At 51.5% G+C, this 18,325-nt stretch carries 14 protein-coding genes; 12 read left to right on the top strand and 2 right to left on the bottom strand.

The genetic code is table 11. The features are described 5' to 3' along the window. Nucleotide 1 precedes the first annotated feature (1 nt). Nucleotides 2–1,927 carry a tetratricopeptide repeat-containing sensor histidine kinase gene (locus ING2E5A_RS06685; protein ID WP_161941960.1) on the bottom strand — a complete coding sequence of 642 codons (1,926 nt, stop codon included), beginning with the start codon at nucleotides 1,925–1,927 and terminating at the stop codon, nucleotides 2–4. A gap of 216 nt (nucleotides 1,928–2,143) precedes the next feature. Between ING2E5A_RS06685 and ING2E5A_RS06680 the strand changes: the two genes are divergently transcribed. From ING2E5A_RS06680 to tdh, 10 genes are all read left to right on the top strand, one after another. Further along, nucleotides 2,144–2,728 carry a Yip1 family protein gene (locus ING2E5A_RS06680; protein ID WP_071136749.1) on the top strand — a complete coding sequence of 195 codons (585 nt, stop codon included), beginning with the start codon at nucleotides 2,144–2,146 and terminating at the stop codon, nucleotides 2,726–2,728. A 14-nt stretch (nucleotides 2,729–2,742) separates the two neighbouring features. Then, nucleotides 2,743–4,020 carry an OmpA family protein gene (locus ING2E5A_RS15685; RefSeq protein WP_071136748.1) on the top strand — a complete coding sequence of 426 codons (1,278 nt, stop codon included), beginning with the start codon at nucleotides 2,743–2,745 and terminating at the stop codon, nucleotides 4,018–4,020. An 11-nt stretch (nucleotides 4,021–4,031) separates the two neighbouring features. Continuing rightward, nucleotides 4,032–4,796, top strand: coding sequence for a hypothetical protein (locus ING2E5A_RS06670; RefSeq protein WP_071136747.1), 765 nt, complete (start codon nucleotides 4,032–4,034; stop codon nucleotides 4,794–4,796). Between the two features lie 5 nt (nucleotides 4,797–4,801). After that, nucleotides 4,802–5,461 carry a hypothetical protein gene (locus ING2E5A_RS06665; RefSeq protein WP_071136746.1) on the top strand — a complete coding sequence of 220 codons (660 nt, stop codon included), beginning with the start codon at nucleotides 4,802–4,804 and terminating at the stop codon, nucleotides 5,459–5,461. Nucleotides 5,462–5,618: 157 nt separating this feature from the next. Next, on the top strand, nucleotides 5,619–6,056 hold the full coding sequence (locus ING2E5A_RS06660) for an START-like domain-containing protein (RefSeq protein ID WP_231960456.1): 438 nt from the start codon (nucleotides 5,619–5,621) through the stop codon (nucleotides 6,054–6,056). A gap of 146 nt (nucleotides 6,057–6,202) precedes the next feature. Beyond that, entirely contained in the window at nucleotides 6,203–8,143 is a 1,941-nt protein-coding gene (locus ING2E5A_RS06655) for an LptF/LptG family permease (RefSeq protein ID WP_071136744.1), read from the top strand. A gap of 10 nt (nucleotides 8,144–8,153) precedes the next feature. Continuing rightward, entirely contained in the window at nucleotides 8,154–9,374 is a 1,221-nt protein-coding gene (locus ING2E5A_RS06650) for a bifunctional 3,4-dihydroxy-2-butanone-4-phosphate synthase/GTP cyclohydrolase II (RefSeq protein ID WP_071136743.1), read from the top strand. 6 nt (nucleotides 9,375–9,380) lie between these two features. Continuing rightward, a complete protein-coding gene (gene rmuC, locus ING2E5A_RS06645; protein WP_071136742.1) occupies nucleotides 9,381–10,877 on the top strand; it encodes a DNA recombination protein RmuC in 1,497 nt (498 codons plus the stop codon). 41 nt (nucleotides 10,878–10,918) lie between these two features. Then, complete coding sequence (gene kbl, locus ING2E5A_RS06640) at nucleotides 10,919–12,109, top strand: glycine C-acetyltransferase (protein WP_071136741.1); 1,191 nt, start codon at nucleotides 10,919–10,921, stop codon at nucleotides 12,107–12,109. 39 nt (nucleotides 12,110–12,148) lie between these two features. Further along, the gene (tdh, locus tag ING2E5A_RS06635) at nucleotides 12,149–13,174 is read left to right on the top strand and encodes an L-threonine 3-dehydrogenase (protein ID WP_071136740.1); all 1,026 of its coding nucleotides are present in this window, start codon (nucleotides 12,149–12,151) and stop codon (nucleotides 13,172–13,174) included. Between the two features lie 5 nt (nucleotides 13,175–13,179). Here tdh and ING2E5A_RS06630 read toward each other — a convergent pair whose 3' ends face one another. Next, nucleotides 13,180–14,307, bottom strand: coding sequence for a hypothetical protein (locus ING2E5A_RS06630; protein WP_071136739.1), 1,128 nt, complete (start codon nucleotides 14,305–14,307; stop codon nucleotides 13,180–13,182). A gap of 150 nt (nucleotides 14,308–14,457) precedes the next feature. Between ING2E5A_RS06630 and ING2E5A_RS06625 the strand changes: the two genes are divergently transcribed. Then, on the top strand, nucleotides 14,458–14,832 hold the full coding sequence (locus ING2E5A_RS06625; protein WP_071136738.1) for a diacylglycerol kinase family protein: 375 nt from the start codon (nucleotides 14,458–14,460) through the stop codon (nucleotides 14,830–14,832). Continuing rightward, the gene (locus ING2E5A_RS06620; protein WP_071138238.1) at nucleotides 14,832–18,152 is read left to right on the top strand and encodes an AAA domain-containing protein; all 3,321 of its coding nucleotides are present in this window, start codon (nucleotides 14,832–14,834) and stop codon (nucleotides 18,150–18,152) included. The genes ING2E5A_RS06625 and ING2E5A_RS06620 overlap by 1 nt, the downstream gene beginning before the upstream one ends. The last annotated feature ends 173 nt before the right edge of the window (nucleotides 18,153–18,325 follow it).

Raw genomic sequence — 18,325 nt, 5'->3', positions numbered from 1 at the left:
CTTACAAGATCTTTATTTCCACATCCACTTCGGTTCCTTCACCCGGTGCAGAGTGGATATTCATGGAGCCGTTTACTGCGGCCACACGAGTACGGATATTGTCCAGCCCCGCCCCGGATGTTTCGGCAGCAGTATCAAATCCCTTGCCGTCGTCCTGGACGTTGAGCGAAATCAGGTCGGGTCCGCACACCAACTGGACATTGACAGTTTCAGCACCGGAATGTTTCAATGCGTTGTTTATCAACTCCGTCGCAGCACGGTAAATCACCGTCTCTATCTTCTTTTCAAGCCGTTGCTCTGTTCCAAAGTAATGGAACTTCACATTTCTGAAGTTATTGCAGAAATCGTTCAGGGCACTCTTCAAACCGTAACGGGAAAGTGTTTCGGGCATCATGTTGTGTGCCACACGCCGAAGTTCCCTGATCGAAGCGTCCAACATCTCCATCACCTTATTGAACCGTGCCACATCCTCCTCTTCAATGATTACATTCTGTTTCATATCAAATAGGTTTAATTTCACAGCCGAGAGCATTCCACCCAGGCCATCGTGAAGGTCACGGGCAAGTCGTGTGCGCTCGGCAGTCTCACCACTCATCACAGCCTGGGCCGCAATGAGCTGCTTCTCCTGTTCCAGTTGAATAATCTTCTGCCGGTTCAACTCCTCGTTGGCCTTTATCGTCTTGGTACGCAAATAGAGTACCAGCAGGAAGAGAAAAAGACCAAAAGTACTCACCAGATAGATAATAAAATGGAGCCGCTTCTCCTTCTCCAGGTTCCGTATGCGGAGCTCCTTCTTTTCGGTTTGATACTTTTTCTCCAATTCAGCCATCGCCCGTTCGAACTCTGTCGAAGAGCGGATATCGATGAGCCTGCGGTACTTGTCGAAATACTCCAGCGTCTCCTGGTGATTGTTCAGAAATATGCCGGCCCGAACCATGTTTGCATAAAGATTGGTGGTCACGTTGGCATCCGTAGTGTCGGTGGCTATCGCCTCCCGTGCCGAATTCAAACAGTTTACATAATCTTTTTCGTTAAAATAGATATTCGACAAGATATTCAACGAACCGACAATATCGGCACCGTAACCGATCTCCTGTGTCAACTTCAACGCTTTCAGCGCATACTCCTTCGCCTTGGCATAATCCTTGAAATCGAGGTAGTAGACCATGGCTATCCCTTGAAGTGCAATCGCCTCCGATGACTTGTAACCTCCCTTGTGAAATATTTCGGCCGCCTTTTCCGAATATTCCAGCGAAGACCTAAAATCATTCCGCTTCAGCGCAATCTTGCTGAATCCCTCATATGCACGACCTATATTGTATAGATCGTTGGCCTCCTCGCTCGCCTTTTCGAGTTCCATATAATACTTCTCGGCCTGGTTCAGATTGATCAGGCTGAAGTAAAGGGTTGCAATGTTTCCAAGTAGCGACCGGATCCGGTCCTTGTTATTGTACCTCTCGAATATGGGGAGTGCCTTCAGGTAATAGGTCAGTGCCTCTTTGTAATCACCCGACACATTGTGCAGGTTACCGATGGCACTGTAAACAGCAGCCTCCAGCTGCTCATCATTGAGGTGGACCGCTTTCTCGAGCGACCGGTTCAGGTATGCCAGGGCCGTATCCATCTGGCTGTTCATGTAGTAGGCCACACCCAGATTCCGGTAAAGTCTTGCCTCCATGAGCGGATTCTTGTCCGATTTTGCCCGCTCGATACCCAACAGGGCATACTGTCTTGATTTTCCGAAATCGTGGTCGAGATAACCCCAACTCAAATCATCGCATACCGTCAGGTACTCCTCCGACGAGAGGCTGTTTCCACTCAACAGGTTCTCTAGGCTATCCAGACTCTGGGCTGTTCCGCAGAGAGATCGCATGAACAACCCGAGAAACAGGACGATCAAGCCTCTACTCCTAATGAAAGTCCCCATTTTACTTAACGTTATAATTATTAATATCACAGCGTTGCCCCGGCAAACCAGGATGGTCATTTCAGGACAAAGTTAAATTCATCCACAGCATTAAAAAACTCCCTTTTGGGTCTATTTTCACCCTTTTTCAACCCCTAATTTTGTATTCGATGAACCGGAAATAAAGATCTACTGGAAAAACAGTCAATGAACAAACAAAATTAAAATCAGTGTTTTATGGAAATCATAAGCAAAGTAAAAAACATTTTGTTGAATCCCAAAACAGAATGGGAAGTAATATCGGAGAAAAACGACACACACTCAAAAGTATTGGTCTCCTACCTGATCCCCCTGGCACTTATCCCGGCCATTGCGGGATTCATTGGATTCGGACTCTTCAGATTCAACCTGATGGGTCTTCACTCGAGTTTTATCGGATTGGGCATCCGGCACGCGGTAACATCGCTCGTCTCCACATTGGGCGGAGCTTACCTATCGGCCTGGATCATCGCTAACCTTGCCGATAAATTTGGTTCTACGAACAATTTCGACAGGTCATTCTCACTGGTAGCCTATTCCTACACGCCAATGTGCGTGGCCGGGATACTCCTGCTGCTACCCAACCTGTCGGTTGTTGCGGCATTGTGCGGACTTTACGGTCTATACCTGCTTTATCTGGGCCTTGTACCCATGATGAGTACGCCGGAAGAGAAAAAGAGCACCTATTTCATCGTGAGCCTGCTCTGTGTGATAGTGGTCTCGGCCATCCTCTCCACAGTCATGGGCGCATTGATCCTTTCAACTTCAGGACTCATTTTTTAATTAAACGTAGTAAGATGAAAAAGATCATTATCCTTTTAAGTTTTTGCCTGCTGTTCATTGCCGGGGCAGATGCGCAAAGTTGGCTGAACAAGCTGGGCAACGCGGCAAAAGAGGCTGCAAAGAATACAGTAGAGCGACGTGTGGAACAGAAAGCGGAAGAGGTGACCGAAAAAACGCTGAATAAAGCCGAGGAGTCAGTGACAAGAAGAGAGGTAACAGAGGAAGAGGCTGACATGGAGGAGGAAGCGAGCCGGGAGGAGACGACCGGGAAGGCAAGGCAGACAGCCTCGCAAAAGCTGGTCAGCACCAGCCAGTACGACTTCGTCCCGGGCGACAAGATCCTCTATTTCGAGGATTTCTCGCAGGACGCCATTGGTGATTTTCCGGCACTGTGGACGACAGACGGCAGTGGTGAAGTGAAGACGGTCAATATCGCTCCGGGAAAGTGGTTTCACTTGAACGGGGATAATGCCTGCTACTGTTACACCCGTCAGATCGATTTTCCCGACAATTTCATCGTGGAGTTCGACATCATTCCCGATGAGGAGTTTGGTCATGGAATCCAGTTCACGCTCTACCAGGATGAAGAGGGAAAACCGAAGGAGATGAACGATGGTCTATTTCCCGGTGTGGCGGGACTACACATCGTTGCCAGTCACGACCGGTGGGAGACGAATGGCTACAAGGATTCGGAGGATTGGATTACAGGCAGTGCAACCCGGAATCCGGTGATCCGCGAGCAGGAGAACCATGTAATCATCTGGATACAGAAACGGCGGGTACGTATCTATCACCAGAATGCAAAGGTACTGGACATGCCGACCAATATCTATCCCGACGTGAAGTTCAACCGTATCCGCTTCTCGGGATGGGACCGCCACAGCGCCCCTCTCGTGTCGAATATCAAGATCACCACGGCGTCGCCCGACACCCGCAGCAAGCTGATCACCGAAGGGAGACTGATTACCTACGGCATCACATTCGATGTGAACAAGGCCGAGGTGAAAGCCGAATCGTTCGGCACCCTGAAAAACATTGCCGAAGTACTGAAGGAGAATGAATCGGTAAGGGTAAAGATTGTGGGTCATACCGACAGTGATGGCGATGATGCCAAAAATCTGGAACTCTCTCAACGTCGTGCAGAATCGGTAAAGAATGAACTGGTAACCCGGTTCGGTATCGATGCATCTCGCATGGAGACCGATGGAGCGGGTGAAACCTCTCCCGTGGCACCTAATGATACTCCGGCCAACAAAGCGTTGAATCGCAGGGTAGAGTTTGTGAAACTGTAAAAAAAATCATCATGAGAAGATTTGTGATATTGACTCTCTGTCAGCTGATCCTCTCCTGTACGTTTGCAACGAATCTCCTGGATACAATCAGGGCTGTTGTCCCGGACGATTCCAAGCTGCCTCATCAGGATCTGAACACCCTGGAGGATCAGTTGAGCCAAGCCCAAATGGTGCAGCAGATGCTTGGCGGTGTTCGAGATGCAGTCAATCTGATTGAACAGCATAAGTTAGGGGATGGATCGGTTTTGGTATTCGAAGTGCCGTCGGAGTTACTGAATATTCTACCGGAAGGGTGTCGCACGGTAGGCAGGGCGAGCTGCATTCTCTATCCCCTTTTTGCCTCTATCAATTTTGATACGTTGACCGGTAGAAATGACGGCAAGGGGTACAACTTTACCGTCTCGCTCAATATCTATAATTCGGAAAGCGGCGACGAAGAGGTTAAAGCCCGGACAGAAATGGAGAGCATGGTATTGTCCATGAAGCTCGAAAAGATAAAAAAAAGGATCCATCCAAATCATGACGGGAAGCTGTCGGATATCAGGATCCGGGAGTGGGGTGCCGGCGGAAGCTACAGGTATACTGCGGAATGGGACGGAAAAGAGATGGTGCGTTACTCCAGCTACTACACGGGACGGGTGGAGGATATCTTCTTCACCCTGGAGGCGGAGGGCGATGACATTGCGGTTCCGCAGATGGTAGTCGAGAAGCTGGTCTCGCTTGCCAGAGAAAGCATGAAATATAAATCACTGAAAAGTAGAATTGTAAAAGAGTGACAATCATGAAAAAGGTAATATCCATTTTATTGTTGGCCCTGCTTCTGGGCGGCTGCTCAGGAGAGAAGAGGGGGCAAGATACCGAAGAAGAAAAGTTATCGGTAAAAGAGCTGCAAGCGGATGCTGGCAAGAGAAGATACCCCATCGAGCAGGGAATCATACGCTCCACTTCCAAGGCAATGGGCATGAAGATGGAGATCGTCACCTATTTCGATAAGTGGGGCGAGTGGGAGGCAATCGAGACAACAGTACCGATGGAGGTGATGGGAGAGGATTACTCCTCCCACACGCTGGAGATCATCAAAGGGGACGATCACTGGAAAATCGACCTGGACAAGAAGAGCGGTGAACATTATAAGCAGACCCGGGCAATCAATCCGCTGGGGGTGGATGTCGAGAGCTTGACAGACGAGTTGCTGGGAAAGATGAAGATGGAAGATCTCGGAGAGGTGGAATTTCTGGGCTATAAATGCCGCAAGATGCGCATAAGGAGCGATAAGGGAACGGAAGTGGAATATGTGATGTGGGGCAACGTGATGATGAAGATGGAGGGTGAGACGATGGGCATAGCCACCTCTTCGGAAGTTATATCGGTGGAAGAGGTGGCACCTCCGCAAGAGAAATTTGAAATACCGAGCGATATTGTCATTACTGAATCGGAATAATCTCCTGCCTCTCCCGGGAGCCGCAACTCCCGGGAGCGACCGGCAGAAGCAAAATGGATGACCTTGGATCCACCGTTCTGGAGACGGAAACAGTCTGTTTTTCGCACTGTAACGAGATGATTCGGAGGCACAAAAAACTGCCGCAATATGCCGCTGTATGGAAAAAAAGTTGTATATTGAGCCCAATTTATTGCGAGCAGTTATGCTTAAGGAGAAGTTTCATATTGAGTTTTTAATGGGAAGTGCCACACAAGCTAGTTTGTGGAGAATGATCAGCCATATCGACGGTTTATCTGAATGGTTCGCCGATGAAGTTTCGATAAGCGAGGAGGAGAACATTTACACCTTCGTCTGGGGTAAATCGCAAAACCAGGCCGAGATCATCAGTCAAAAACCCAACCAGAGTATCCGTTTCCGCTGGTTGGATGAAGAGCAGGAGAATGTATATTTTGAGTTTCAGCTCCATAAACTGGAATTATCTAATGAAATTGCCCTGCAGATCACCGACTTTGCCGAACCGGACGAGAAGGGCGACGCCATAACCTTGTGGGAAACGCAGATCGAAAACATGAAAAGACAGCTTGGAGTGTTGTAAAGGGTCTCGTGCAGGTAAAATAGGGAAGAACAGCCGAATGTGAAGCCGGTTGTTCTTTTTGTTTTCTTAAATCTTAAAACAGTTTTCGCCACAGGAATTTATTATATCTTTGTATCAAATTTTAGAAAAGGGATCTTTTTTAACGGATGAGAGGGAACTTCCACATAAAAAAACTTTACGGCTATCTATTAAAAACCTATATCCCCCTGTTTCTGATGACGTTTGCCATATGCCTCTTCCTGGTGTTGATGCAGTTCCTGTGGAGATACGTCGAAGATATGGTGGGCAAGGGACTGGGGTTGAACGTGCTCGGCGAGATGTTCCTTTACGCTGCGCTCCAGCTGATCCCCCTGGCACTGCCTCTTTCCATCTTGCTGGCTTCGCTGATGATGTTCGGGAACCTGGGAGAAAACCTGGAGCTGCTGGCCATTAAATCGGCCGGGATCTCCCTTATCAAGGCTATGGTCCCGCTCATTGTCCTGATCGTCATGATCTGCATAGGCACCTTCTTCTTCCAGAATAACGCCATGCCGAAGATCCAGCCCAAATTTTACTCGCTCTTGATCTCCATCCGGCAGAAGTCACCCGAACTCGATATTCCCGAAGGAGTTTTCTACAAGGAGATAGGAGGCTACAACCTCTATGTGGAAAAGAAAGACAGGAAAACCGGAATGCTTCACGGTGTCTCCATCTACGATGTCAGCAACGGATTCCAGAATATGGCTGTCATCATCTGCGATTCGGCCGAGATGCGCATGTCGCAGGACAAGCTGTCGTTGGTCTTCACGATGCATCACGGGCAGCAGTTTCAAAACTTTACCCAGGGAACAGAGAACATGAACTTCTCCCAGGAGTTTATTCCCTACGCCCGCGAAAGTTTTGTCACCAAGACAATGACCATTCCGTACGACGACAATTTCAACCGTCTGGAGGAGAGTGTCCTGCAGGAGAGTTCGTCGAGCAACTATGTATCGAAGAACATTACCCAGCTGAGGGCCTCGATCGATTCCATGGAGCAGTTTATCGACAGTGTGAATATTGCGGACCGGAAGGTGATGAAACAATACACCTATCTCTCTTTCCGAAACAGCTATCCGCCAAACAAACGCGACTCCATCATCCAGCATGCGGCTCTTCCCGAGAAAACCGATCTGGATACCCTGCTCGCATCAAAAGATATTCAGACCAGGACATCCATCCTGCAAAGTGCATACGCGAAGGCCGAGAATAACGGGAACGATTACATGTTCCGATCGATGACCAAGACTACCACACAACGCAACATCAACCGGCAATGGATCGAGTGGCATACCAAGTTTACAGTATCGTTCGCCTGCTTCATCTTCTTCTTTATCGGGGCACCGCTGGGTTCCATCGTGCGCAAGGGGGGGCTGGGAACTCCCATCGTGATCTCGGTAATTCTCTTTATCATCTACTACATCCTCAACAACGTCGGGTACAAGATGGCACGTGACGGGGTGTGGGATCACTGGATCGGCATGTGGTTCAGTTCGATGATCCTGCTCCCGCTGGGGATATTCCTGACCTACAAGGCAATGACCGACTCGGTAATCATGAGCACCGATACCTATACGAACTTCTTCAGAAAGCTTTTCTTCATTCGCGAGAAAAGAAACTACACGATAAAGGAGGTTGTCATCGAGGAGCCGGATTACGATGCGATATATCGGTCGATCGGCGAACTGACCGAAGAGGTGACCCTTCATCTGCAACGATACGGCAGACTGGGATACAAGAGCTACTGGACCGACAACGGCTATGATCTGGGATTGGCCTCGATCAGAAACAGGATGGAGCACATTCTCAACCAGTTATCCAACTCGCGCAACCCAATGGTCATTGAGAAGGCAAAAGAGTACCCAGTGCTGATCAAGTATGTCCGGCCATTCCATGCGGGATCGACACCGGCGAAACTCTGCATGTATCTCTTCCCCCTTGGAGTGATAGTGAAGCTGATCTCCGGGCCTTTCGAGAGGCGGATCAACAGGGATCTGAACGCCATATTGAAGTTAAACAACGATTATAATGAAATCCTGAATAGCCTGAAACAAAAAATGGCTATATAAATAAGATAAAATGAAAGAATTCAAGCTAAACACGATAGAGGAAGCTATCGAGGAGATTAAAAAAGGAAACTTTGTAATCGTGGTCGACGATGAAGACCGCGAGAACGAAGGGGATCTGGTCATCGCTGCCGAATGCATTACTCCGGAGAAGGTGAACTTCATGGAGACGCATGCCCGGGGACTCATCTGTGCGCCAATTACCAAGGAACGTGCCGAAGAGCTGGAGCTACCGATGATGGTCACCCACAACACATCCATCCACTCCACACCGTTCACGGTCTCCATCGATCTGCTCACCCACGGCTGCACGACAGGAATTTCAGCCTACGACCGGGCACAAACCATCCTGGCGCTGACACGCAGTGAGACCAAGCCCGAAGATTTCGGACGGCCTGGTCACATTTTTCCGTTGCGAGCCATGAGCAAAGGGGTTATCCGCCGGGCAGGGCACACGGAAGCTACAATCGACCTGGCCCGTCTGGCAGGTCTCTATCCCGCCGGCGCGCTGGCCGAGATAAAAAAGGAGGATGGTGAGATGGCCCGGCTGCCTGAACTGATGAAGATGGCTGAGGAGTTCAACCTGAAGATCATATCGGTGGCCGACCTGATCAAGTACCGCCTGAAAACGGAGTCGCTCGTCGACCGGGGCGAGGAGGTTCACCTGCCCACCCTCTATGGCGATTTCCATATGGTGCCTTTCCGGCAGAAGTCGAACGGACTGGACCATGTGGCAATTATCAAGGGAGAATGGCAGAAGGACGAACCGATTCTGGTCCGCGTACACTCCTCCTGTGCAACTGGCGACATTTTCGGCTCCATGCGCTGCGAATGTGGAGAGCAACTCCATAAGGCATTGCAGATGATCGAACAGGAGGGCAAGGGTGTGTTGGTATACCTCAACCAGGAAGGGCGCGGAATCGGACTCATGGCCAAAGCCTCGGCATACAAGCTGCAGGAGGAGGGACTCGATACGGTCGACGCCAACCTCCATCTGGGATATAAGGCAGATGAACGGGATTACGGCGTAGGAGCACAAATACTCCGGAACCTGGGTGTCACCAAGATGCGATTGATGACCAACAATCCGGTCAAACGGATCGGACTGGAATCATATGGACTGGAGGTGGTGGAGAATGTGCCGATTGAAATCACCCCCAACAAGTATAACCATTTCTACATGGAGACCAAGAAAAAGAAGATGGGACATATCCTTCGAAATCCCGAACTGTAACAACAAATGGAGATAACCGGTCTGCTCATAGGTTTTGTCGTCGGCGGAACAGTTGCCTGGATAATGGCCACCCTCTCCGTCAGATCGAAAACGGTTTCAAGAAAGGAACTGGAAACCGTGAATGAGAGGAATGCCTCTCTGCTCACCGAACTGGTGGTTGCCCAGGAGAAACTGAGAACAGTGCAGGAGAACGAGGCAAATTTGAGAAGTGAGATCTCTACCCATCTGGAGAAAACGACGCAACTGCAAAATGAAATCCAGAATCTTGAGCGAGAGCTCACCGGCACCGTTGCCCGTCTCGACGTGGCCCACCAGACCATACAGAAGCAGCTGGAGGAGATCGACAACTACAAGCAGGAATTGAAATCGACAAACGAGCGGTATAACGAGGCCAATCGCTTGCTGGCCGCCTCGACGGCCGACCTCAACGCACTGAAGGAGAAGCTGGAGACGCAAAAGAGCGAGATGGAGAACCTGCGCAAGCAGTTCAACCTGGAGTTTGAGAACATCGCGGAGAAAATCCTGGATGAAAAGACACACAAGTTCACCAAGATCAACCAGGAGAACCTCGATCTCATCCTGAAGCCGTTGGGCGAGAATATCGAATCGTTCCGGAAGAAGGTGGAGGAGGTCTACATCACCGAGGCCAAGGAGCGGTTCTCACTGGGAGAGGAGGTAAAGAAGCTGAAGGAGCTGAACACGAAACTGAGCGAGGAGGCGGTGAACCTGACCAACGCACTGAAGGGAAGCTCCAAGACGCAGGGCGACTGGGGACAGATGATCCTGGAGAATATCCTCGAAAAATCGGGCCTGGTACGCGACCGGGAGTATTTTGTGCAGGAGTTCCTGAAAGACGGCGACGGCACCTACCTCGTCAACGAGGAGGGAAACAGGATGCAACCCGACGTGATCATCGCCTATCCCGACAACCGCAAGGTGATTATCGACTCGAAGGTGTCACTGTCGGCCTACGTACGGTATACAGAGGCCGAGGGGCCGGAAGAACAGCAGAACCATATCAAGGAACACCTCCGTTCGGTTCGCCGTCATATCGACGAACTGAGCCGAAAGAGCTATCAGGATTACGCTGTCACGCTCGATTTCGTCATGATGTTCGTTCCCAACGAGCCGGCATACATGTTGGCCCTGCAGCAGGATCCCGACATCTGGCAATATGCATACGATAAGAAAATCCTACTGATCAGCCCCACCAACCTGATAGCAGCGTTGAAGCTCATCGTCGATCTCTGGAAACGGGAATATCAAAACCGCAATGCGATAGAGATTGCCGAACGGGGGGCAAAACTTTACGACAAGTTTGTAGGCTTTATCAACAACCTCGAAAAGATCGGGAAGAATCTGGAGCAGGCACAAAACGCATATAACGATGCCTACAAGCAACTCTCCACCGGAAACGATAACCTGGTACTACAGACTCAGAAATTAAAAGATTTGGGGGTAAAGGCAAAAAAGAGTTTACCGCAGTCGCTGATTGGCGAGTAAAACGGCTTTCACACTCCCGCAACATATAACAGAACAACACTATGTACGAAAAAATGCAACAACACCTGCAGCGCGAACTCGCCGCTATACAAGAAGCAGGGCTCTACAAGAACGAACGGGTTATCGTGACGCCCCAACGGGCAGAGATCAAAGTGAAATCGGGTCAGGAGGTATTGAACTTCTGTGCCAACAACTACCTCGGCTTATCAGATAACAGCCAGCTGATCGAAGCAGCCAAGAAGGCGCTCGATGAACGCGGGTATGGCATGTCGTCGGTACGCTTCATCTGCGGTACGCAAGATCTTCACAAAGAGCTGGAAGCTACCATCAGCAAATTCTTCAAGACGGAAGAGACCATCCTCTATGCTGCCTGCTTCGACGCCAACGGTGGACTGTTCGAACCCCTCTTCACCGAAGAGGATGCCATCATCTCCGACGCCCTCAACCACGCCTCCATCATCGACGGGGTACGGCTCTGCAAGGCGAAACGATATCGTTACGCCAATGCCGATATGGTCGACCTGGAAGCCAAACTGCAGGAGGCACAGGCTCAACGGTTCCGCATCATCGCCACCGACGGGGTTTTCTCCATGGACGGCAACGTAGCCCCCATCGACAAGATCCTGGAGCTGGCCGAAAAGTACGACGCCATGGTGATGATCGATGAAAGCCACTCGGCCGGCGTAGTCGGCAAGAGCGGACGCGGCGTTACCGAACAGTACAACTGCATGGGCAAGGCCGAAGTGATCACCGGAACGCTCGGCAAGGCATTCGGCGGAGCCATCGGCGGTTTCACCACAGGGCGCAAGGAGATTATCGAGATGCTCCGTCAACGTTCACGTCCCTACCTCTTCTCCAACTCTATTCCCCCGCTGGTGGCCGCTGCAGCCATCAAGGCGTTCGAACTTTTACAGGAAACGAACGAGATGCAGGACAGGCTTCATGAGAATGTCGACTACTTTGTGGCCAAGATGAAAGAGGCCAACTTCGATATCAAACCTACCCAATCGGCCATCTGTGCAGTGATGCTCTACGACGCCAAGCTGTCGCAGGAGTTTGCATCGGCACTGCTCGATGAAGGCATCTACGTTACCGGATTCTACTATCCCGTGGTTCCGAAAGGCGAGGCGCGCATCCGGGTACAGCTCTCTGCCGGTCACACGCGCGAGCACCTCGACAAGGCGATTGCCGCATTCATCAAGGTAGGGAAAAAACTGGGCGTCATTGCATGAGGCCAAAACCAAGATTATTACTTATAAACCGCACATATTATGAAAGCTTTAGTAAAACTCCGTCCCGAAAAGGGAATCTGGATGCAGGAAGTATCCGTTCCTGAAATCGGCGTAAACGACGTTCTCATCAAGATAAAAAAGACCTCAATCTGCGGAACCGATTTGCACATCTATAAATGGGATGACTGGTCACAGAAAACGATCAAGACCCCCATGACCATCGGCCACGAATATGTGGGCGAGATTGTGGATATGGGTAGCGGGGTGAAGAACCTGAAGGTTGGCGACCGGGTCACCGGCGAAGGACATATCGCCTGCGGACACTGTCGCAACTGCCGCCGCGGGAAACTTCACGTTTGTGAAAACACCGTCGGTGTAGGTGTAAACCGTGACGGAGCCTTTGCCGAATACCTCTCGCTCCCGGCAGAGAATGTTGTCAAACTCGATCCGCGGATTCCCGACGAGATAGCATCCATCATGGATCCATTCGGCAATGCCACGCACACGGCCCTGTCGTTCCCGCTTATCGGGGAGGATGTCCTGATCACCGGGGCCGGACTGATCGGGAGCATGGCAACCGCCATCTGCCGCTTTGCAGGTGCCCGTTACATCGTGGTAAGCGACCTGAGCGACTACCGGTTGGAGATCGCCAAGAAGATGGGAGCCACACTGACAGTCAATCCTACAAAAGGAGAATCGGTCCGTCAGGCAGTTGAAAAACTGGGGATGCGCGGCTTCGACGTGGGATTGGAGATGTCGGGTTCTCCCGCCGCATTCCGCGAAATGATAGAGAACATGTACAACGGGTCAAAAATATCGTTGCTGGGTATCCTGCCCAACAACACCACGGTCGACTGGAACGAGATCATCTTCAAGGCTCTTACCCTGAAGGGAATCTATGGCCGCGAAATGTGGGAGACCTGGTATCAGATGGAGCAGATGCTGATTTCCGGAATCGACCTGACTCCCGTCATCACGCACCGTTACCATATCGACGAATTCCAGAAAGGGTTCGACGTGATGGAGAGCGGACAGTGCGGCAAGGTTGTCCTTAGCTGGGATTAACGGTTTCAGACCGCATCGGGAAACGGTTTCCTCTCGGTTACGGTAAGTATCCGGAACTCCCTGTCCAGCTCCAGCTGAACGATATATCCCGATATGGTCCGTTGCTTCCCGCCCTCCAGATAGTTTTTCTGAAGGGGAACATTTACCTTGTAATGTTCGATCACCGTCTTTTCGTATGCTATTGCGGCCACATTAGGCAGAAATTGAATGGTTGGAGCCTCTGTTCTCGCCCCCGAGACAAGCAGGTCTCCAACTATTTTTTCCCGCTCCCCGCCGGCGGAGTTGAAAAACCGGAAAACGGTAGGTGCCAGACAGTTGACTATCCCCGCGGCATCAAGTGCGGACAAGGCGGCAAAGAAGCGGCCCACATTGGCCCGGATGGTATCCAGCTCGCCGGGTGCGACCGGATAAGACTGGAAAAGGAGTTCAAACCGCTTCTGTGCATCCGCGAAATAGTCGCCCGGCAACTCTCCGCTCTGTGATGCAACCATATAATCGGAATAACCCTCGGCTGTATTGTCATTCAGTACTGCCACCCAGGTCAACGAATCGAGCCTCTTTTTCACCAACGGAATATAGGGACTTTGCGGATAGCTGGCCACGAAATCTTGCAACTCGGTCCTGTTATCCGAGCTCTGTAACCTGTTCCAGGTTTCGGCCTCGTCTCCCTTGAGACGCATCAAATTCTCCTCGGCAAGGGCATAGTGTTTTCCCTTGGGAAAAGCCTGCATGTAGGCCAGATAGCCGCTTACACTATTCTCCTTCAGCGCCATCTCCCACTGAAACCGCTCCAGGTTACCCTTTCTCACCCGATCTCCATAATAGAAGAAGCCGGCAACCAGCAACAGGCCCAACAGTAAAAGAGCGCCCCAGACCAGGCCTCTACCGCCCCGGCTGCCGCTTACCGCATCCACCCGGGCTTCAGCCATCTCCTCTTGCTCCAATTCGACAACACCTTGCCGGCGGGGCCTTTCCGCAACGTCGCCGGTTCCGGTAACATCTTTACCTTCCGGTTCCGGCCGTATCCCGGGCACATCCACCTCATACTCCTTCTCGATCTTCTCCTTGCAATGGGTGCAGAACAACCACTTTTCCGGTTTACTCTTTCCGCAGAGCGGGCAATATTGAGACATAGCAGTTTCGTTTATTATAAACAAAGATAAAAAATGGAAGGCAATAAAGAGAAAAAATGGGACTGTTTTTGCAGTGAGCATCAAAGTTCGTATATTTGATAACAAATAAACAGGACCCGTTGCGGGCAACGGCTTTTAACAGGACCGGTCATGAACAGTTTCTGCAAAAAGAGGATAGAGAGTTTTAAATATGCTTTTCAAGGTGTTGCGGCACTATTCGGTGGCACTCCCAATGCGGTTGTCCACCTGATACTTGCCGTCGCGGCTATCGCCATGGGGCTAATCTTCTCCATCTCCACTGCAGAATGGTTGGCTGTCACCATCGTCATCGGACTGGTACTGGCCCTGGAAGCGGTGAACTCCTCCATCGAGGCGCTTGCCAACCATGTTTCGAAGGATCGCAGCGATGCGATCAGGAGAGTGAAGGACCTGGCTGCCGCAGCTGTATTGCTGGCCGCTTCCGCAGCATTGGCCGTAGGGCTCCTGATCTTCTTGCCCAAAATCATTGAACTGTTTCAATGCTGATGCCGGATTTCACAGCCTACTTGGCAGACATACAGGAGATCTCAACCTCAGGCTTCACTTTCAGCAACAGACTCTTCGAACTGAAACGGGTGATGGAGCGACTCTCAAGGGAGTTGACCTCAGACGAGCCGGTCCAGTTCCCCACCCTATTCTCGCGATTGGTATTTCTGGCTCGGAAGCACCGGCTCCCTGAACGGCTGGAGTGGCAGCTGCAGCATCTGCGTGTCCGCTCACGCGAGGTGAGGGAGAGTAACAGTGAGCTGACAGAAGCCGAATACCGGCAGCACGAGCAGGCTCTGGTCACTTTTCTGAAACAGCTCAGCGGCGAAACCACAGGTTGGGATCAGGAGCCCATACCGGCACCTGAACCGGCAGGCTCAGATCAGACACTACGGGTCCAGCTTCTATCCATCGACAGGGAGAAGGGTGAGATGCTTACCCTTGCCGAAAGGTATCCGGGATTGAGGTTGACTGTCAGGTACGATACAGAGCCAGGTATTGCCGACCAGCTTTGGGAAGGGGCACAACTCAACCTGGTCGACTTCAAGATGGACGAATGTGGCCGGCTGGTTCCCCGACTGATCGTCCTGGAGCCGGACTACCTGATCGATGCCTCGGCCATCGCTGAATGTTTCCACGACTATTGCATCACACCGTTACACTACTTCAGAAACAGGTTCGAAACACCGGAGAACCGCTCCTACCTCCTGCTGGGTAACTTGGCCAACTTCTTCCTCGACGAACTGCTCTTTGCCCACGATCCCGAGGAGGTCTCCTTCGACGAGACCTTCCTGAAATCGTTCAGGCAATCCCCTTTCGAGTACACCAGTTGCCGGGATATCGCGTCGGATGAGAACTTCCGGGAATTCATGCGACAAGCCCGAGCGCAGTTTGAAAACATCAAGCGGGTGATTACCCGTGATTTTCCCCGGAGTGGGATCGATCTTCGCAAATGCACGCTCGAACCGTCATTCTTCAGCGAAAGATATGGGTTTCAGGGGCGTCTCGACCTGTTGCATACCGACCGGGAGAGATACAGTATCGTGGAATTGAAATCGGGGAAGCTTCCCTTTCCTGCAAGCAACACCGGAAAGATCGCACTCAACCACGAAGTGCAGACAAGCATCTACCGGATGATGATCGCAAGTCTGTTTGACGTGCCGTCGCGCAGGGTGGAAGCGGCGATCCTCTACTCATCGGGCAACAATCCCGGTACAAATCTCCGTTTCGCGGCGGAGTTCCGGCAGCTGGAGAAAGAGATCATCGCAGTCAGGAATCAGATTGTTGCCAATGAACATGCCATCGTGAACGGCGACAACGACAGGGTGGCGCAGCTGTTTCAGGATCTCTTCGATACCGTCGGGTTTGCCCAGAGATCCGCAACATTCTATACAGATCGGATCAATCAATTCAAATCGGTACTGCAACAATGTTCTCCAACGGAGTTGAGTTACTTTTACCGCTTTATCCGTTTTGTATCGAGGGAGCTCTACCTGCAGAAGATCGGCGATGTGGAGTATGAGTCGCCAACCGGTGTGGCTTCGTTGTGGAACAGCGACTTTGCCGAACGTGCCGAGGCACTGGATCTGTTGTACGACCTGACCATCGACTCGATCGACGATTCGGGTAACGATATGCGGGTCGTCTTTCGGAGGAATCAAGCCGGGAACGGTGTGGTGAACTTCCGGGAGGGAGAGATCTGTATCGTCTACCCGCGTCATGACGAGCGGGATACGGTCCTTAACCGCCAGATACTGAAGGGAACCTTGGCGGCCATCACCCGCGACTATGTCGAAATCCGTTTCCGCCACAAGCAGCGGAACCGCACATTGTTCAACGAGAACCGCTTCTGGGCAGTCGAACACGATGCGCTCGACACCACCTACAACAGCATGTACCGGAGTCTCTTCGCTTTCTTGAACGCCGGAAGGCAAAAAAGGGAGCTGCTGTTGGGAGTGAAGCCTCCCCAACCACCGACAACCACCACAGAGCAGTTTCCCTACCCCGAGGATATTATCCGGAAAGCTACGGCAGTCAACGACTATTTCCTGATCATCGGCCCGCCCGGGACCGGAAAAACCTCCATATTTGCCCGCCGGCTGATCGAAATCTACCACAAAAACAACAGCAACATCCTGGTGCTGGCCTACACCAACCGCGCGGTGGATGAACTCTGTGAGGCGATCAATGCGGCATTTGGCTGCAAGGGGGAGAACTCCCGCAAATATATCCGCGTAGGCACCGAGCTCTCCTGCGCCGAGACATATCGCGACCGGCTTCTGCAGAACATCTCCGATAAGGCCAGGAGCCGCGAGGCGTTGCGTCAGGAGATCGAGTCAACCCGGATCTTCGTCTCCACGCTGGCATCGATTAACGGACGGCCGGAGCTTTTCAGCCTGAAGCAGTTCGATCTGGCCATCATCGACGAGGCATCGCAGATTCTGGAACCCCAGATCATCGGGTTGTTACCCCGTTTCAACAAGTTCATCATGATAGGCGACCATCACCAGTTGCCGGCCATTGTCCTGCAGAAAAAGCAGGCTGCAGCCATCCGTGAACCGGAACTCGTTGCAGCCGGCATCACCAGCTGTGCCCACTCTCTCTTTGAGCGTCTGCTGCGCACCTGCATCCGCAATAACTGGTCGCACGCCTACGCCCAGCTCACCGTTCAGGGCCGGATGCACGAACAGATTGCCGCATTTCCCTCCACCTATTTCTATCCGCAGGCAATACTCCCTGCTGCAGAGTGGCAGCTCCAACCGTGGGTGTCGTCCTTTCCCGAAACAGATAATCTATTTCTAGAGCAGGTTTCGAAGAAGCGGATCGCCTTCTTCTCTACCGAACAGCTGCCACTGCCGGGTACCACCTCGAAAACAAACATCCATGAGGCAGAGATCATAACCGAGATCATCCGCTCCATTGCCACGGTATATGCCCATGACGGTCGCCATTTCGACACCGGGAAGATCGGTATCATCGCCCCCTACCGCAACCAGATCGCCCTTATCCGTCACAAGTTAGCCGAAGCGGATATCCCCGGATATGAAAGGATCATGGTAGATACGGTGGAGCGCTTCCAGGGCAGCCAACGCGACGTGATCATCCTCTCGTTCTGTGTGAACAGGCCGCAACAGTTAAACTTTCTCTGCAACCTGAACGACGAGGGCACGGTGGACAGGAAACTGAATGTATCGCTCACCCGGGCACGCCAGCAACTCTTTATGGTGGGAAACCGGCAGATCCTTATCAAGCACCCCGTCTACGCCACACTGATGGAATTCCTGAAAGAGAACACGGTAGTTGTGACAGATTCAAAGTGACCTAAGTTCAACTTAGAAGTGCAACATCCACGTGTTGTTTTTTGAAATGATTCTTCACAACAATCATGAAAAACACCGGGGGGGGTTGCCTAACGGCCGGGGGCGCGCAAGCCCCCGAAGAGAGTCGGACAGCAACATAAAAGAAAAAGGAGACCGAAGTCTCCCTAAAATTA

It is taken from the genome of Petrimonas mucosa, assembly GCF_900095795.1.
Taxonomy (GTDB): Bacteria; Bacteroidota; Bacteroidia; order Bacteroidales; family Dysgonomonadaceae; genus Petrimonas; species Petrimonas mucosa.
Note: the sequence above shows the minus strand (reverse complement) of the source record. Positions and strands in the feature narration are given on the sequence as shown.

Coding starts and splice junctions, on each gene's coding strand:
- ING2E5A_RS15685 (WP_071136748.1), top strand. CDS start 2,743: ATGAAAAAGATCATTATCCTTTTAAGTTTTTGCCTGCTGTTCATTGCC.
- ING2E5A_RS06620 (WP_071138238.1), top strand. CDS start 14,832: ATGCCGGATTTCACAGCCTACTTGGCAGACATACAGGAGATCTCAACC.
- ING2E5A_RS06680 (WP_071136749.1), top strand. CDS start 2,144: ATGGAAATCATAAGCAAAGTAAAAAACATTTTGTTGAATCCCAAAACA.
- ING2E5A_RS06685 (WP_161941960.1), bottom strand. CDS start 1,927: ATGGGGACTTTCATTAGGAGTAGAGGCTTGATCGTCCTGTTTCTCGGG.
- ING2E5A_RS06670 (WP_071136747.1), top strand. CDS start 4,032: ATGAGAAGATTTGTGATATTGACTCTCTGTCAGCTGATCCTCTCCTGT.
- kbl (WP_071136741.1), top strand. CDS start 10,919: ATGTACGAAAAAATGCAACAACACCTGCAGCGCGAACTCGCCGCTATA.
- ING2E5A_RS06665 (WP_071136746.1), top strand. CDS start 4,802: ATGAAAAAGGTAATATCCATTTTATTGTTGGCCCTGCTTCTGGGCGGC.
- ING2E5A_RS06655 (WP_071136744.1), top strand. CDS start 6,203: ATGAGAGGGAACTTCCACATAAAAAAACTTTACGGCTATCTATTAAAA.
- ING2E5A_RS06660 (WP_231960456.1), top strand. CDS start 5,619: ATGGAAAAAAAGTTGTATATTGAGCCCAATTTATTGCGAGCAGTTATG.
- tdh (WP_071136740.1), top strand. CDS start 12,149: ATGAAAGCTTTAGTAAAACTCCGTCCCGAAAAGGGAATCTGGATGCAG.
- ING2E5A_RS06630 (WP_071136739.1), bottom strand. CDS start 14,307: ATGTCTCAATATTGCCCGCTCTGCGGAAAGAGTAAACCGGAAAAGTGG.
- ING2E5A_RS06650 (WP_071136743.1), top strand. CDS start 8,154: ATGAAAGAATTCAAGCTAAACACGATAGAGGAAGCTATCGAGGAGATT.
- ING2E5A_RS06625 (WP_071136738.1), top strand. CDS start 14,458: ATGAACAGTTTCTGCAAAAAGAGGATAGAGAGTTTTAAATATGCTTTT.
- rmuC (WP_071136742.1), top strand. CDS start 9,381: ATGGAGATAACCGGTCTGCTCATAGGTTTTGTCGTCGGCGGAACAGTT.